At 69.2% G+C, this 16,129-nt stretch carries 16 protein-coding genes; 10 read left to right on the plus strand and 6 right to left on the minus strand.

Going from position 1 to position 16,129, the window contains the following annotated elements; translation table 11 throughout:
* Positions 1-21 precede the first annotated feature (21 nt).
* The 5 genes from F0357_RS01380 (at position 22) to F0357_RS01400 (ending at position 4,684) form a co-directional block, all read left to right on the plus strand.
* Entirely contained in the window at positions 22-1,422 is a 1,401-nt protein-coding gene (locus F0357_RS01380; protein ID WP_153477903.1) for a glutamine synthetase family protein, read from the plus strand.
* 170 nt (positions 1,423-1,592) lie between these two features.
* Entirely contained in the window at positions 1,593-1,880 is a 288-nt protein-coding gene (locus F0357_RS01385) for a GIY-YIG nuclease family protein (RefSeq protein ID WP_312861405.1), read from the plus strand.
* Positions 1,881-1,914: 34 nt separating this feature from the next.
* Entirely contained in the window at positions 1,915-3,195 is a 1,281-nt protein-coding gene (locus F0357_RS01390; RefSeq protein WP_153477909.1) for an NAD(P)/FAD-dependent oxidoreductase, read from the plus strand.
* A gap of 189 nt (positions 3,196-3,384) precedes the next feature.
* Entirely contained in the window at positions 3,385-3,648 is a 264-nt protein-coding gene (locus F0357_RS25075; RefSeq protein WP_208948159.1) for a chorismate mutase, read from the plus strand.
* 64 nt (positions 3,649-3,712) lie between these two features.
* On the plus strand, positions 3,713-4,684 hold the full coding sequence (locus tag F0357_RS01400; protein WP_153477916.1) for a DUF72 domain-containing protein: 972 nt from the start codon (positions 3,713-3,715) through the stop codon (positions 4,682-4,684).
* Between the two features lie 362 nt (positions 4,685-5,046).
* On the opposite strand, the gene F0357_RS01405 is transcribed toward F0357_RS01400, so the two are convergent.
* From F0357_RS01405 to cysG, 5 genes are read right to left on the minus strand one after another with little or no spacing between them, the layout of a single operon-like run.
* On the minus strand, positions 5,047-5,559 hold the full coding sequence (locus F0357_RS01405) for a DUF934 domain-containing protein (RefSeq protein WP_153477919.1): 513 nt from the start codon (positions 5,557-5,559) through the stop codon (positions 5,047-5,049).
* A gap of 32 nt (positions 5,560-5,591) precedes the next feature.
* The gene (locus F0357_RS01410) at positions 5,592-6,353 is read right to left on the minus strand and encodes a phosphoadenylyl-sulfate reductase (RefSeq protein WP_153477921.1); all 762 of its coding nucleotides are present in this window, start codon (positions 6,351-6,353) and stop codon (positions 5,592-5,594) included.
* The gene (locus F0357_RS01415) at positions 6,340-7,998 is read right to left on the minus strand and encodes a nitrite/sulfite reductase (protein WP_153477923.1); all 1,659 of its coding nucleotides are present in this window, start codon (positions 7,996-7,998) and stop codon (positions 6,340-6,342) included. Before F0357_RS01415 ends, F0357_RS01410 begins: the two co-directional genes overlap by 14 nt.
* Before the next feature lie 23 nt (positions 7,999-8,021).
* Positions 8,022-8,402 carry a DUF2849 domain-containing protein gene (locus F0357_RS01420; RefSeq protein ID WP_153477927.1) on the minus strand — a complete coding sequence of 127 codons (381 nt, stop codon included), beginning with the start codon at positions 8,400-8,402 and terminating at the stop codon, positions 8,022-8,024.
* Between the two features lie 11 nt (positions 8,403-8,413).
* Entirely contained in the window at positions 8,414-9,853 is a 1,440-nt protein-coding gene (gene cysG / locus F0357_RS01425; protein WP_153477930.1) for a siroheme synthase CysG, read from the minus strand.
* A 491-nt stretch (positions 9,854-10,344) separates the two neighbouring features.
* Between cysG and F0357_RS01430 the strand changes: the two genes are divergently transcribed.
* The 4 genes from F0357_RS01430 to F0357_RS01445 all read left to right on the plus strand — a co-directional run bounded on the left by F0357_RS01430 (position 10,345) and on the right by F0357_RS01445 (position 13,426).
* A complete protein-coding gene (locus tag F0357_RS01430) occupies positions 10,345-11,733 on the plus strand; it encodes a type I glutamate--ammonia ligase (protein WP_153477934.1) in 1,389 nt (462 codons plus the stop codon).
* 12 nt (positions 11,734-11,745) lie between these two features.
* Positions 11,746-12,156 carry a VOC family protein gene (locus F0357_RS01435; RefSeq protein WP_153477936.1) on the plus strand — a complete coding sequence of 137 codons (411 nt, stop codon included), beginning with the start codon at positions 11,746-11,748 and terminating at the stop codon, positions 12,154-12,156.
* A gap of 97 nt (positions 12,157-12,253) precedes the next feature.
* Positions 12,254-12,520: a type II toxin-antitoxin system ParD family antitoxin gene (locus F0357_RS01440; RefSeq protein WP_153477939.1), complete on the plus strand. Its 267-nt coding sequence runs from the start codon at positions 12,254-12,256 to the stop codon at positions 12,518-12,520.
* A gap of 180 nt (positions 12,521-12,700) precedes the next feature.
* Positions 12,701-13,426 (plus strand): glutamine amidotransferase, encoded by a 726-nt coding sequence (locus F0357_RS01445; RefSeq protein WP_153477941.1) that lies wholly within the window; start codon positions 12,701-12,703, stop codon positions 13,424-13,426.
* A gap of 17 nt (positions 13,427-13,443) precedes the next feature.
* On the opposite strand, the gene F0357_RS01450 is transcribed toward F0357_RS01445, so the two are convergent.
* Positions 13,444-14,358 (minus strand): MurR/RpiR family transcriptional regulator, encoded by a 915-nt coding sequence (locus F0357_RS01450; RefSeq protein ID WP_153477944.1) that lies wholly within the window; start codon positions 14,356-14,358, stop codon positions 13,444-13,446.
* Between the two features lie 164 nt (positions 14,359-14,522).
* Here F0357_RS01450 and F0357_RS01455 point away from each other — a divergent pair, with 164 nt between their 5' ends.
* On the plus strand, positions 14,523-16,091 hold the full coding sequence (locus F0357_RS01455; protein WP_153477946.1) for an amino acid permease: 1,569 nt from the start codon (positions 14,523-14,525) through the stop codon (positions 16,089-16,091).
* Positions 16,092-16,129: the final 38 nt, after the last annotated feature.

Below are 16,129 nucleotides of genomic sequence, written 5' to 3' on the forward strand. Positions count from 1 at the left end.
GCTCCGCACAACGGGAAAATCATGTCGAAGAAGAAGAAAACCGAGCGCCCGGAAGACCGCGCGCGCGGTGTCGCCTCGTTCGAAGAAGCCGCGACGTGGCTCTCGCAACGCGGCCTTGAGGATATCGAGTGCATCGTGCCGGACGTCGCCGGCGTCGCCCGCGGCAAGATGATGCCGGTGGAGAAATTCCTCTCCGGCCCCACCATGACCATGCCGACCTCGATCTTCACCCAGACGATCACGGGGGATTATCCGGAGGACGAGGAGGCGGACGAAATCTACGATCCGACCGACGGCGACCTCGTTTTCGAGCCGGACTATTCGACCCTCGCGGTGGTGCCGTGGGCGAGCGACCCGACTGCCCAGATCATCCACGACGCCTACCACAAGGACGGCCGTCCGGTGGACACCGCACCGCGCCAGGTGCTGCGGCGGGTGATCGATCTCTACGCCCATCGCGGCTGGAAAGCGGTCGTGGCGCCCGAGATCGAGTTCTACCTGATCGAGCCGAACACCGATCCCGATTATCCGCTGAAGCCGCCGATCGGCCGCTCCGGCCGGCCGGAGATCGGCCGCCAGTCCTATTCGATCGCGGCGGTCAACGAGTTCGACGCGCTGTTCGACGACATCTACGACTTCTCGGAGGCGCAGGGGCTCGAGATCGATACCCTGATCCACGAGGAGGGCTCCGCGCAGATGGAGATCAACCTCCTTCACGGCAGCCCGCTCGAGCTCGCCGACCAGGTGTTCCTCTTCAAGCGCACCATCCGCGAGGCCGCGCTGCGCCACAAGATGTACGCCACCTTCATGGCGAAGCCGATGAGCAACGAGCCGGGCTCGGCGATGCACATTCACCAGTCGGTGGTGAACGCCGAGACGGGGCGCAACATCTTCTCGGACGAGGACGGCACGCCGACGCGGGAGTTTTTCTCCTTCATCGCCGGCCAGCAGCGCTTCCTGCCAAGCGTGCTGTGCATCATGGCGCCGTACGTGAACTCGTACCGTCGCCTGACGCGCGCCTCGGTCGCCCCGATCAACGTCCACTGGGGATATGACAACCGCACGGTCGGCCTGCGCGTGCCGAATTCCTCGCCCCAGGCGCGGCGGGTGGAGAACCGGGTTCCGTCGTCGGATTCCAACCCCTATCTCGCCATCGCCGCCTCGCTCGCCTGCGGCTATCTCGGCATGATCAGCGGCCTGTCTCCCGACGATCCGGTGGACGGCTCGGCCCGCCAGCTCCCGTTCGGCCTGCCGCGCGGCCTGCTCGAGTCCGTCGTCAAGTTCGAGGAGTGCGAAGAGCTCGTCGATATCTTCGGCAAGTCCTTCGTCGCCACCTACCGGGCGATCAAGCAGGCCGAGTACGAGACGTTCATGAGCGTCATCAGCCCGTGGGAGCGGGAATATCTGCTGCTCAACGTGTGAGCGGGAGATCCGACCTTTCGCCTCTCCTCCTCTCGGCGTCATGCCCCGGCTTGTCCGGGGCATGACGCCGAGAGAGGTGTGAACACCGCGCGGAACGGGGCTGTGTTCAGACCCTGACGGCGGGTGCGCTCGGGCGCACCGCACACGAAGGTGCAAGAACGGGGCGAGACGTGACCGGTTGGGTCTACATCGTCACCAACAAGCCGCAGGGCACGTTCTATGTGGGCGTGACCAACGACATCGCCCGCCGCACCTACGAGCACAGAACCACGCAATATCCGAGCTTCACCAGCCGCTACAGGCTGTTCGGGCTCGTCTGGTACGAGCCGCACGACGCCATGCCGCTCGCGATCCACCGCGAGAAGCGCCTGAAAAAATGGCCGAGGGTATGGAAGATCAACCTGATCGAGACATTCAACCCGGAATGGCTCGATCTCTACGAGACGCTCAACGCCTGAGCCCGACGGGCCGGGACCCGGAGTGCCGCCGATCATGACCACCGCCCTGCCCGCCCATGCCCCGAGCTATTACGCCGCGACCGCTGTCGGGTTGCGCGAACGGCCGCGGCTCGACGGGTCGGCGACGGCGGACGTGTGCATCGTCGGCGGCGGCTTCACGGGCCTCTCCGCCGCCCTCCATCTCGCCGAGCGCGGCCGCAAGGTCGTGCTGCTTGAGGCGAAGCGGCTCGGCTGGGGCGCCACGGGGCGCAACGGCGGCCAGCTCCACACCGGCCAGCGCCGGCCGCAGGACTGGATCGAGGCCCGCTTCGGCCGCGAGGAGGCCCACCGCCTCTGGAGCCTCGCCGAAGATGCGAAGGCGCTCGTGTTCGACCTCGCCGCTCGCCACGACATCGCCTGCGACCTCACTCCCGGCCTCATCCATGCGCTGCACCGGGAGAGCGAGATCGCCGACGAAAAGGCGAGCCTCGAGCACATGCGGGCCGAGTACGGCTACGACAAGCTCGACTTCCTCTCCCGCGAGGAGCTGCGCGCCGCGATCGGCACCGACTTCTACGCCGCCGGCAGCCGCGACCGCGGTGCCGCCCATCTCCACCCGCTCTCCTTCGCCCTCGGGCTCGCTGCGGCGGCCGAGCGGGCCGGTGCGCAGCTCTACGAGGGCTCGCCGGTGAAGGCCGTGCGCCAGGGCCGACGCTTCAGCGTCGAGACCACGACCGGGACGATCGAGGCCGACGATGTGCTGCTCGCCGGCAACGGCTACCTCGCCGGCATCGAGCCGACCGTCGAGGCCCGCGTGCTGCCGATCAAGAACTACGTGCTCGCCACCGCGCCGCTCAAGAACGCGGCCGAGATCATCCCCGGCAACGAGTGCATCGCCGACAGCCGCTTCGTGGTGCGCTATTGGCGCCTCACCGCCGATGGGCGGATGCTGTTCGGCGGCGGTGAGACCTACGGCAACCGCGAGCCGGCCGACCTCAAGGGCTTCGTGCGCCGCTACATGCTCGAGCTCTATCCCGGTCTCGCCGATACACCGATCGACTATGCCTGGGGCGGCACGCTCGCCGTCACCCGCGAGCGCATGCCGATGGTCCGGCGGGTACGGCCCGGCCTGTACGCCGCCACGGGCTATTCGGGTCAAGGCGTCGCGATCGCCCCGTTCGCCGGCAAGCTCGTGGCGGACGCGATCGCCGGCGAGACCGACGGGCTGGACATCTTCTCCCGCATCCCGGTGCCGCCCTTCCCCGGTGGCACGCTGCTGCGCAAGCCGCTCATGATCCTCGCCATGCTGTGGTTCGCCATGCGCGACCGCATGTGACATCGCGACGGGATGGGCGGCACTCGACATGAGGAGACCTCGCATGCCCTTGCGCTCACTCACCAAGCGTCGGCTGATCGCCCTCGTCGCCCTCGTACTCGCGACGGGCGCGCCCTCGTTCGCCGACGAGAGCGCGCCCCACGGCAGCCCGAGCGCCGCCGGGGGACCTGCTGCGCGAGCCTCGCCGAGGTGCGCACGCACATCGACGCCATCGACACGCAGATCCTGAAGCTGATGGCCGAGCGGCAGACCTACGTCCATGAAGCCGGGCGATTCAAGCCGAGCGTCGCCAAGGTGCAGGACGACAAGCGCGTCGCCGCGATCATCGCCAAGGTGCGCGCCGAGGCGACGACGCTCGGCCTCTCGCCGGACGTCGCCGAGGCGACCTTCCGCGCCATGATCGCGGCCTTCACCGAAGACGAGAAGAAACAGGTCGGCGCCCGCACACCGTAAGTCTATCCGAGCCGGACAAGGTCACGCGGAGGAACGCGACCGGCGCAGACCGCGTTTCTGGCTCATGTCGGCCTCGTCCCGCAGCACCCGCGGCCTTGTCCGCGTCGGCATCTCCGGCTGGACCTACGCACCCTGGCGGGGCGTGTTCTATCCGCCCGGGCTGAAGCAGAGCTCCGAGCTCCCCTACGCGGCCGAGACCTTTCCCTCAATCGAGATCAACGGCACCTTCTACGGTCTCCAGAAGCCCACAGCCTTCCGCGCCTGGCGGGACGCGACACCGGACGATTTCGTCTTTGCCGTCAAGGGCTCGCGCTACATCACCCATCTCAAGCGGCTCAAAGACATCGAGACGCCGCTCGCCAATTTCCTCGCCTCGGGGCTCCTCGCCCTCGGGTCGAAGCTCGGGCCGATCCTGTGGCAATTCCCGCCGCACTTCCGCTACGACCGCGATCGCCTCGAACCCTTTCTCGCCATGCTGCCGAAAGATACGAAAGCCGCGGCAGCGTTTGCCGCGCGGCACGACACGCGGGTCGAGGGGCGCTGTGTAACCGAGACGGACCGCAAGCGCCCGCTGCGGCACGCCGTCGAAATCCGCCACGAGAGCTTCCGCGACCCCGACTTCGTCGCGCTGCTCAAGGCCTACAACGTGGCGCTGGTGTTCGCCGACACCGTCGAGTGGCCCTATTTCGAGGACGTCACGGCCGACTTCGTCTATGCGCGGCTGCACGGCTCGCAGGAGCTCTATGCCAGCGGCTATTCCGACGACGCCCTCGATCGCTGGGCGGCTCGATTTCGCGCCTGGTCGGAGGGCGGCGAACCGGACGATGCCGACCGCATCGGCGGCCCGGCCCGACGCCAGCGCGGCCGCGACTGCTACGTCTACTTCGACAACGACATGAAAGTCCGCGCCCCGTTCGACGCCCTGTCGCTGGCGGCAAAGCTCGGTCTCGCCTTGGCGGCGCCGGACGCGTCTCGCCCGGGGCGTTCACCCCACCCCGGCGCTACGCGCCGACCCTCCCCCTCCAGGGGAGGGTGAAGGCGTCGTGTTTTGAAGGGGATGGAACTAACGTTTGAAGTGGTGCACCAACCCTCCCCTGCCAGGGTGAGGGGCGACGGCCGAAGGCCGGCGAGGTGGGGGCGGCGAGGCGTTCACCCCACATACGTCTAACGGAAGACACGCGCGATGCCGTCTCGCCCGGGGCGTTCACCCCACCCCGGCGCTACGCGCCGACCCTCCCCCTCCAGGGGAGGGTGAGGGCGTCTTGTTTTGAGGGACTTGGCGCTCACCTCTGAAGTGACACACCAACCCTCCCCTGCTAGGGGGAGGGTCGACGGCCGAAGGCCGGCGGGGTGGGGTCGGCGGCGCAGGCGCCGCGGTCGCGCACGAGGCGCCGCCCCTCACTGCACCCGGACGCGGCCCCAGGCGCGGTGGCCGGCCGGGGCTTCCGCCTCGGCCGGGATCGGCTGGTAGAACACCGGCACCTCGGGGATGCGGCCCTCGGCAAGACGCCGCCGGGTCGGCTCGTTGACGACGACGAGCGCATCGATGCCGCAGCGGCGCATCAGCGGCACCTGATCGATCAGCACATTGCCGACGGCGCGCAGTTCACCGCGATAGCCGTAGCGCTCGCGCAGGAGGCGCGCGGTCGAATAATTGCGGCCGTCCGTGTAGCTCGGAAAGGCGAGCGCGATGACCGAGAAGCGGGACACGTCGTCGGCCACCGCCTCGATCGCCTCGCCGGGGGCGACGTGGAGGCCGAGGGGCCGGTTGTCGCCGGAGAGATGCTCCCGCTCGGCCTCAAAGCGGGCGAGAGAGAGGATGACCCCTCCCTCGGGCGGAATCGCCTCGTCGTCGGCGAGCGTGCGCCACGTGTCGGGCTCGAAGCGCCCGTTGCGGAAGATGTCGGCCATCAGATCGCCCTGTCCTTGTTCCGGCCGGCGGCTCAGATGCCGCTACCGTCCGCCTCGCGGCCGACGAGGCCGAGATGAATGCCGCATTCCGTCTTCGCGCCGCCGCGCCAGCGTCCGGCGCGCTCGTCCTCGCCGTCGGCGACCTTGTCCGTGCACGGCATGCAGCCGATCGAGCGGAAGCCCTGCTCGACCAGCGGATGGGTCGGCAGGTCGTGGAGCGCCGCGTAGCCGTCGATGTCCGCGCGCGACCAGCGCGCGATCGGGTTGACCTTGACCCGGAACCCGTCCGCCTCGAAGGCCGGCAGCGCGGCGCGCGTCGCCGCCTGAAAGCGCTTGCGGCCCGAAATCCAGCCGTCGAAGCCGGCGAGCGCGCGGGCGAGCGGCTCGACCTTGCGGATGCGGCAGCACAGATCCGGCTGCGAGAACCACAAGGTGCCGTTCGGATCGATCTCCGCGAGCCGCGCCGGATCGGGGGCGATCGAGCGGACGTCGGTGAGGCCGAGGCGCTCGATCAGCCGGTCGCGATATCGCAGCGTCTCGGGGAAATGCTTGCCGGTTTCGAGGAAGATCACCGGCAGGTCGCGGTCCACGGTCGCGGCGAGGTGCAGGAGCACCGCCGAATCCGCCCCGAAGCTCGAGACGAGGGCGATGCGGCCGGCGAGCACCGAACCGAGCGCGGCTTCGAGGATCTCTATCGCCGTGCCCGAACCATGGGCCGCCTCGAGGTCCTCGGCGAGGAGCGCCGCCGGCGACGGGCCGGCGACGGCCGGGATGATCGGCTCAACGCGCGCCATAGAGCGCCTCCTTGAACGGAGCATGACCGACCCGCCGCAGCGCGGCGAGGAACGGCTCGTGCGGGCCTTCCCGCTGGGCGATGTAGGTGTCGACGATGGTCTCGATGGCGTCCGGCACGCCTTCCGCGGGGAAGCCGGGGCCGACGATCTCGCCGATCGCCGCATCCTCGCCGGGCGCGCCGCCGAGGGTGATCTGATAGAATTCCTCGCCTTTGCGATCGACGCCGAGGATGCCGATGTGGCCGACATGGTGGTGGCCGCAGGCGTTGATGCAGCCCGAGATCTTGATCGAGAGCGGGCCGATCTCCCGCTGCCGGCCGAGATCGGCGAAGCGCTCCGAGATCGCCTGGGCGATCGGGATCGAGCGGGCGTTGGCGAGCGCGCAATAATCGAGGCCCGGGCAGGCGATGATGTCGCTGAGGAGCCCGGCGTTGGCGGTCGCGAGCCCGGCCGCGACCAAGCCGGCATAGACCTCCGGCAGATCGTCGAGCGCCACGTGCGGGATGACGAGGTTCTGTTCGTGGCTGACGCGCACCTCGTCGAAGCCGTAGGTCTCGACGAGATCAGCGACCGCTTCCATCTGCTCGGCGGTCGCGTCGCCCGGAATGCCGCCGATCGGCTTCAGCGAGATCGTCAGAGACGCATAGCCCGGCACCTTGTGGGGGTGGAGATTCTGCGCCAGGAACACGCCGAGGCTCGGATCGGCCCGCTTCGCCGCCTCCAGCCGCTCGCTCACCGCCGGGCGGGCGGCGAAGGTCGGCGGGGCGAAATAGGTCTCGATGCGGCGGATTTCCTCGGCCGGGATGGTGAGCACGCCGCCCTTGAGCTGGGCGAACTCCTCCTCGACCTGAGCACGCAATTCCTCGGTGCCCGTCTCGTGGACGAGGATCTTGATGCGCGCCTTGTACTTGTTGTCCCGGCGGCCGTAGCGGTTATAGACCCGCACCACGGCCTCGAGATAAGCGAGGAGATCGACCTCCGGCACGAAGCTGTTGAGGCACTTCGCGATCATCGGCGTGCGGCCCTGCCCGCCGCCGACCCACACCTCGTAGCCGAGCCCGCCGGCCTCGTCCTTGACGAGTTGCAGGCCGATATCGTGGACGCGGATCGCCGCCCGGTCGCGGGTCGCGCCCGACACCGCGATCTTGAACTTGCGCGGCAGGAACAGAAATTCCGGGTGGATCGACGACCATTGCCGGATCACCTCGGCGATCGGGCGCGGATCGGCGATCTCGTCGGCCGCGGCCCCCGCGAAATGGTCGGCGGTGACGTTGCGGATGCAGTTGCCCGAGGTCTGCAAAGCATGCATCTCGACCTCGGCGAGGAGGCCGAGGATCTCCGGAATGTCTTCGAGCCGCGGCCAGTTGAACTGCAGGTTCTGCCGGGTCGTGAAGTGGCCGTATCCCTTGTCGAAGCGCCGCGCGATCAGAGCGAGACGGCGGAGCTGCCGGCTCGACAGGGTGCCGTAGGGGATCGCGATCCGCAGCATGTAGGCGTGGAGCTGCAGATAGACGCCGTTCTGGAGGCGCAGTGGGCGGAACTCGTCCTCGGTCAGCTCCCCCGACAGGCGGCGCTCGACCTGATCGGCAAATTGCGCGGTGCGGGCGGTCACGAACTCGCGGTCGAACTCGTCGTAGCGGTACATGATAGGGTGCCTCTCGTCGGGGCTCAGGCCACGGCTTCGGGAGCCGGCGCGGGCGCGACGGGTTCGGGGGCGACGACGTCGGTGCGGGCGGTCGGGCCGAAGGCGCGGATCCATTCGCGCAGCTTCGAGGGAACCGGACCTTCCGCCTCCAGGGTGACGTCGATCGGATAGGGCTCGACCAGGAGCCGCTCGGCGACGCAGCGCTTGCCGAAGTCGAGCGCGGCTTCGAGGGCAGCGGGATCGGTGAAGACCTCCGCCTCGGCGACGTGCTCGGTCCACCGCTCGCCGGCGGCGAGGAAGATGACGAGCCCGTCGGAGAGCCGGTTCGCGGTGACGGCCTGCTTCAGGTCGGCGCCCTTCTTGGCGGCGGCACCGGCTTTGACGGGACGGATCGGCGTGGGCATCGGCGAATTCCTCAGGCGGCCACGACGCGGCGGGCGCGGACGAGCGGACGGGCGGCGGAGAGATCGGCATGGCCGACCGCCTCGCCGATCACGATGAGAACGGGCGCGGTCTCCCGCGCGGCGTCGGTGAGCGCGGAAAGGTCCGCGAGCGAACCCGCATAGGCGACCTCGTCGTCGCGGCTCGCGTTTTCGACGGCGACAACCGGCGTGGTGCCCGCAAGCCCCGCCTCGATCAACCGGGCGGCGACCTTGGCGGCGACGGAGCGACCCATATAGACGGCGACTGTGGCACCGGCGAGAACGACGCCCGCCCAACCGGGCAGCGTCTCGCCGTCGCGGTCGTGGCCGGTCGCGAACACCAGGCTCGACGCCACGCCCCGCAGCGTCAGCGGCAGGCCGATCGAGGCGGCGGCGGCGACCGCGGCGGTGATGCCCGGCACCACCTCGAAGGCGATGCCGGCGGCCTTCAGCGCCGCCATCTCTTCCCCGGCGCGGCCGAACACCAAGGGATCGCCGGCCTTGAGGCGGACGACGCGGCGCCCGGCGCCGGCGAGCGAGACGAGAAGATCGTTGATCTCGGCCTGGGTCGCCGAATGGCAGCCCTTGGCCTTGCCGACGGAGATGCGCTCGGCATCGCGGCGGCCCATGGCGACCACGGCATCCGGCACCAGCCGGTCATGCACAATGACGTCCGCCTCTTGCAGGAGCCGCTGCGCGCGCAACGTGAGCAGATCGACTGCGCCGGGGCCGGCGCCGACGAGCCACACGAAACCGGGCTCGTTGGAGCCACCGTTCAGAAGCCGCGCCGCCTCGGCGCGCGCCTCGTCGAGACGGCCGGCATAGACGCGGTCCGCCACGGCGCCGGAGAAGAAGCGCGCCCAGAACCGGCGCTTCTCGTCCGACGAGGTCAGGACGCGGGCGGTGGTCGCGCGGAACTGGTCGGCGAGCCGGGCGAGCGCGCCGAGCTGGGTCGGCAACATCGCCTCGATGCGGGCACGGATGTGGCGCGCGAGCACCGGGCCGGTGCCGGTCGAGGAGATCGCGACCGCGATCGGCGCACGGTTCACCAGGGCCGGCACGATGAAATCGCAGAGCTCGGGGCGGTCGACCGCATTGACCGGCACGCCTGCGGCGCGCGCCATCGCCACCGCGGCGGCGGCTTCGTCGTCGTCTTCCAGGGCGACGAAGACGAGGGCGGCGCCGTCGAGGTCGGCAGCCGTCGCAGCGCGGTGGCGCACCTCGCCACCGAGACGCGACACGGCCTCTTCGACCTCCGCCTCGACCTCGGACGCGATCACGACGATCCGCGCCTCGGTCTCGCCGAGCAGCCGAACTTTGGCGAGCGCCTCGTCGTCCCCGCCGATCACGACGACGGGACGGCCTGCCACCTTGTGGAAGGCCGGAAAGACGGTCAGGCGCTCGGGCGTCCGGCCCGTTGCGATATCGCTCATCTCGCCTCGCGGGGAGTTCGGGGCGCACGCGCCCCACGGTCTGAATGAGAGATAGAGGAACGGCCGCGCTTTTTCGGGGCATGCCGTTCCATGGCGCGCCCCTTCTGCCGGAAAAGAATTCCTCCAGAAAGGCCAAAAGACGGATGAGATGGCCCACATCGCGCTCGCGGGCCGTGAAGGGCGATCCGACGGCAAAAAAACGCGAAAGACTCGGATAAGTCTATAATTTCAATAGCCTATTTTGCGATGGGCGCCGACGGTCCCGGTGGCCATCCGGAACGCGGGGTGCGCCGGATCCGAGAGGGACCAGTCAGACAGGGCATAGGGGATCAATGGCGCACGGACGGCGTGCCGTGCTCGGCGCGCATCTCGCGGCCAAGCGCTGGCGGGTTCGTTCTGGCGGGATCGCGCGGAGCGTGCGAGATGTCCCCACACCCCCGAACGTCCTGCGCAATCGGGAGGGACCCCCCTTTGATCGCCCCGGCTTCCCGATGACCCTCCGCGCCCTCGCCGCCCGCCGCCGCCCCGACCTCGCCGCCGCCGAGGAGAGGATGCGCGCCGCCGGGGCGTCGCTCCTCGAGACCCATTTCGTCGATCTCGCCGGCACGCTCCGCACCAAGACCGGCCGCCTCCGGTTCGATCCGGACGGCGAGGCCTTCAATCCGATGCTGCTCGCGACCGCCCGCGGCGAAGGCGAGCCGAACGAGGAGCCGCTGTTCCCCTCGCCGTTCGCGGGCGTCGAGACGGGCTTCGCCAACGCCCTCGCCCTCGCCGACCCGGCGACGGTCCGCCACCATAAATGGGCGCCGGAGACGGCCTCCGTCTTCGTCGACCTCTTCCTCGCCGACGGCGCCCCGTCGCCGCTCGACGTCAGGGCACCGCTCAAGCGGCAGGAGGAGCGCGCGCTCCGCCTCGGCTTCGAGCCGCGCTTCGCCGTCGAGCTCGAGTTCGGCCTGTTCGAGGCGGACCCCGTCCTGATGAAGACCGGCCGCTTCGGCGAGCTGACGCCGTGGGGCGCGTCGCCGGCGAACTACGATGCCGCTCGGGCGCCCGGCCAAGCGACGTTCGTCGCCCGCCTCGCCGAGCGCCTGAGCGCCCTCGGCATCGGCATGGCCTCGTTCGTCTCGGAATATGGCCGCGGGCTCTACGAGATCGCGCTCACGCCGAAGACGCCGCTCGAGGCCGCCGACGATCTCGCCCGCACGAAGCTCGTGTTGCGGGCGCTCGCCGCCGAGCACGGCCTCGTCGCGACCTTCATGGCCCGCGTCCGTCCGCCGGGCCGGGAAAGCGGCTGCGGCGCCCACATCCACCAGAGCCTGTGGCGCGACGGCGCCAACGTCTTCGCCGCGGAGGGCGCGCTGTCGCCCCTCGCCCTGTCGTTCGCCGCCGGGCAAGTCGCGACCCTCGCCGAGACGCACCTCCTGTTCCGGCCGACGATGAACTCCTACCGCCGTCTCGACCTCGAGGCCTGGTCGCCGGAGACCGCGAGCTTCGGCGTCGAGAACCGCATGGCGGCGATCCGTGGCATTCCCGGTGCCGCGGCCCACCATGCCCGGCTCGAACACCGCGCCGCCGGCGCCGACGCCAACCTCCACCTCGTCCTGACGGCGCTCCTCGCCGCCGGCCTCGACGGCATCGAGGCTGACCTTCCGCCGCCCCCGCCGGCCTCCGGCCTGCCGCGCGGGGCCGACTTTCCGCCCCTCTCCCGCACGCTCGCGGCCTCGATCGAGGCCTTCGCAGGCTCCGCCTTCGCCGAGCGCGTGTTCGGCGCCGATCTCACCCGGCATTATGCCGACGCCGCGCGGTTCGAGTCGGACGCGTTCGAGCGCTGGCTCGCCAGCCACATCACCGACTTCGAGTGGCGGCGCTATTTCCTCTGAGGGTTGGCGACCATGGCACCGTCGATCTTCATGACCACCCTCGTCGTCCGCGATTACGACGAGGCGATCGCCTTCTATGTCGGCGCGCTCGGCTTCGATCTGAAGACCGACACCGCCTTATCGCCGGAGAAGCGCTGGGTCGTGGTGGCACCGAAAGGCGGTGCGGGCGGCGCGCTCCTCCTCGCCAAGGCCGACGGCCCGGCACAAGAGGCCGCGATCGGCGCGCAGGCCGGCGGCCGCGTCTTCCTGTTCCTGGCGACCGACGACTTCCGGCGCGATTACGAAGCGTTCCGCGCCCGCGGCGTCCGCTTCGTCGAGGCACCGCGGCAGGAGTCCTACGGCACCGTCGCCGTGTTCGAGGATCTCTACGGCAACCGCTGGGACCTCATCGAGCACGCCGCGGCTCAGGACGGTGCGGGCTGACGCGCGCCGTTTCACGGTGGCCCCGTCTCGATCTGTCCCCCGGTCGGGCGCTCTGATAATCTCGGCATTCCTCAGCCGAGGCCGCACGGAGATTGCCATGCGCAGCACGCAGCAGTTCAGCGTGACGCTGCCCGACGAGATGGCGCAGATGGTCAAGGACAAGGTCCGCTCGGGCGAATATGCGAGCGAGAGCGAGGTGATCCGGGAGGGTCTGCGCGCCCTGCAGGCGCAGGAGCGCGCCCTCGACGATTGGCTGAGGACGGAAGTTGGAGCGGCCTATGACGAACTCCGGGCCGATCCTTCGATCGGACGGACGCCCGAACAGGTCCTCGCCGCGCTCCGGGCTGAAAGTGAGCGCCGGTAAAATCCGTCCGGGTCTGCGCACCGTAGGATATGGGCGTCGCGTGACCATCGCCTTTGACGTGGCGCCCGACGCGGTCAATATTCTCGGCCTCTATTATGGCGGTCGAGATTACGAATCCGATTTGCGATTCGAAGACGCTTGACCCCTCCCCCGCATTCCCGTTTTCCCAAGGAGCCCGCCTTGAAGCCTCTCGTCGTTCTCCAGTGCGAAGTCGTCGAGCGCACCGTGCCGGAATGGTATTCGAGCTGCGGGGAAATGAGCCACGCCATCGCCGAAGGCATCGGGCTCCAGGACCGGGAGACGCTGATGGTGCCGGTGTGCGATGGCGTTGCGCCGCCGCCGCCGGAAGAGGTCTCGGCGATCGCCCTCACCGGTGCCGCCGTGATGGTCGGCGACGGGCTCCCCTGGATCCACGAGACCTCGGATTATGTCCGCCGCGCCATCGCCGCCGGCGTGCCGGTGCTCGGGGTCTGCTTCGGACACCAATTGCTCGCCCACGCACTGGGCGGGACGGTCGGTCCGATCGACGGCGCACCGGAATACGGCACCGCGACGATCGGCGTGACGGAACACGGGCGCGATGACCCGCTGTTCGCGGCGGCGCCCGAAACCTTCGCCGCCCAGGCCGCCCATTATCAGGGGGTGCTGACGCCGCCGGCCGACGCGGTCGTGCTCGCCCGCAACGAGAAGGGCATCCAGGCCCTGCGCTATGCGCCGCGGGCGTGGGGGCTGCAATTCCACCCCGAGTTCACCGCCGAAGGCACCGCACTCACCCTCGCCTTGGTGCGCGAGCCGCTGGAGGCAGCCGGGCTCGACGTCGATGCCGCCCTCGCTGGGGTCAGCCCCTCTCCCGAGGCGGCCGCCGTCCTCGCCGCCTTCGGCGCCGTGGTCCGCAGCGCCGACTGAGCGGCGGTCCGCGGCCCTCAAGGCCCACCGAGCAGCTTCGAGCGGAGATTTTCGAGGCGGCCGAGGCGGTCGGCGGTGCCGCCGCCCTCGAGCTCGGTCACCCGCGCGATCAGAGCCTCGGTCAGCCCGAACAGCGCGAGCGAGGAATCCCAGGCCCCCGCCCCTTCGACGGGGGCGACGAAGACGTATCGCGCCGACCGGGCCGCCGGCGCCGAGCGGCTGTCGGTGAACAGGATGACGGTCGCGCCCTGCTCGGCCGCCGCTTCGGCGAGCCGCGTCGCGTCGCGCTGATAGCGGCGGATGTCGTAGATGACGGCGACGGTGCGGCGGTCGAAATCGAGCAGGCGGTCCGGCCACGTCGCCGTCAGCGAACCGATCTCCTCGGCCTTGCCGCGCACGATCTGAAGATGGCGGACGAGATAGCGCGCGATCGGCTGGGTGAAGCGGCCGCCGGCCGCGAAGACGCTCGACCGCTTGTCGGCGAGCAGCGCCGCCGCCGCTTCGAAATCGGCCCGAACAACCCGCTCGAAGGCGTCGGCCAGGTTGGCGGCGAGATGCGCGCCGAACGCGCCGAGCCAGTCGCCGCCCTCCGCCGGCCGGTGCGCCACCCAGCGCCCGAGCGGCGAGGCGTGCTCCGACAGGAGTTCGGCGCGCAGTTGATCCTGGAACTCCCGGTAGCCGGCGAAGCCGAGCTTGGCGACGAGGCGCAACACCGTCTGCGGGCTGACGCCGGCGGATGTGGCGAATCGCGGCAGCGGATCGAGACCGGCGACGGGATAATGATCCCGCAGATAAAGACCGACGCGGCGCTCCCGAGGGGTCAGGTCCTCGAGCGCACGGGCGAGACGTGCCTGCACGTTGGAATCGTCTTCCTGCCGGGTGTGGCCGGCCGGTTTCTCCGCGGCATTTTTTACCTTTCTGACCGCCGGCATTTTCTTTCCAGATTGACATAACGAAGCGGTGTTGGAACGATTATTCCGCGGACGCGCAGGGCTTTGCAAGGGGATCGGCGGCGGGCGCTTACGGCCGATAAGGGGAACGGGCCGAGGCCAGCCTTTCGAGACACGCCGGAGCGATCCGAAGGGAGATTGACCACATGGCAGCGAATCCGGGTTCCGGGTCCGATTATTCGGACGTCGATCGGCATCAAGACATCAAGGTCCTGCACGACATGGGCTATGCCCAGGAGCTGGACCGCCGGATGTCGAAGTTTTCCAACTTCGCCATCTCGTTCTCGATCATCTGCATCCTGTCGGGCGGCATCAATTCGCTCGCCCAGGCGACGTCCGGTGCCGGCGGCGCGGCGATCGGCCTCGGCTGGCCGCTCGGCTGCGTCATCTCCGGCGTGTTCGCGCTCGCCATGGCCCAGATTTCGTCGGCCTACCCGACGGCCGGCGGCCTCTACCACTGGGGTTCGATCCTCGGCAACCGCTTCACCGGCTGGCTGACCGCGTGGTTCAACCTGCTCGGCCTCGTCACCGTGCTCGGCGCCATCAATGTCGGCACCTATTATTTCTTCTTCGGTGCGTTCGGTCCGCGCTTCGGCATGGAAGACACCCTGACGGTGCGCATCGCCTGCGTCGCCGTCATCACCATCATCCAGGCCCTCATCAACCATTTCGGCATTCGCCTGACCGCGAAGCTGACCGACTTCTCCGGCTCGCTGATCTTCGTCACCGCGATCGCGCTGACGATCGTCTGCCTCGCGGCGGCGCCCAGCTACGACATCGCGCGCCTCTTCACCTTCTCGAACTATTCGGGCGATGCGGGCGCCGGCGTGTGGCCGCAGGTCTCTGAGTGGTGGGTGTTCCTGCTCGGCCTCCTCCTGCCGATCTACACCATCACCGGCTACGACGCCTCGGCCCACACCTCCGAAGAGACCATCAAGGCGGCCCACTCGGTGCCGCGCGGCATGGTCTCGTCGGTGATCTGGTCGTCGGTGTTCGGCTACATCATGCTGTGCGCCTTCGTGCTCATGATCCCGAACATGGACGACGCGGCGAAGCAGGGCTGGAATGTGTTCTTCTGGGCCATGGACGCCCAGGTGAACCCGATCGTGAAGGACATCCTCTACCTCGCGATCTTCGTCTCGCAGTTCCTCTGCGGCCTCGCGACGGTCACCTCGCTCTCGCGGATGATGTTCGCGTTCTCCCGCGACGGCGGCCTGCCGGCCTCCAAGACCCTCGCCAAGATCAGCCCGAAGCACCGCACCCCGGTCGCCGCGATCTGGACCGGCTCCATCCTGTCGGTGCTGTTCGTGTGGTTCACCTCGGCGGTGACGATCGCCGGCGCCTCGGCCTACTCGATCGTGGTGTCCTGCACCGTGATCTTCCTGTTCTTCTCGTTCGCCATTCCGATCGCCCTCGGCCTCATCGCCTACGGCTCGAAGAAGTGGCCGCAGATGGGACCGTGGAACATGGGCCGCGGCCTCTACAGCCTCGTCGCGGTGCTCTCGGTGATCTCGATGATCCTGATCTTCGTCATCGGCATCCAGCCGCCGAACGATTGGGCGCTCTACATCACCGTCGGCTTCGTCGTGGTGACCGCGATCATCTGGGTCGCCTTCGAGTCCCGCCGCTTCCAGGGGCCGCCGATCGGCGACCAGATCCGCAAGCGCGCCAAGGACATCGCGGCCGCGGAAGCTGCCGTCGGCGAAAAGGGCTGATCGCCTCGCAACGCCTCCGGCCGGGCCGCGAGTGCCCG

It is taken from the genome of Segnochrobactrum spirostomi (assembly GCF_009600605.1).
GTDB classification, from domain to species: Bacteria; Pseudomonadota; Alphaproteobacteria; order Rhizobiales; family Segnochrobactraceae; genus Segnochrobactrum; species Segnochrobactrum spirostomi.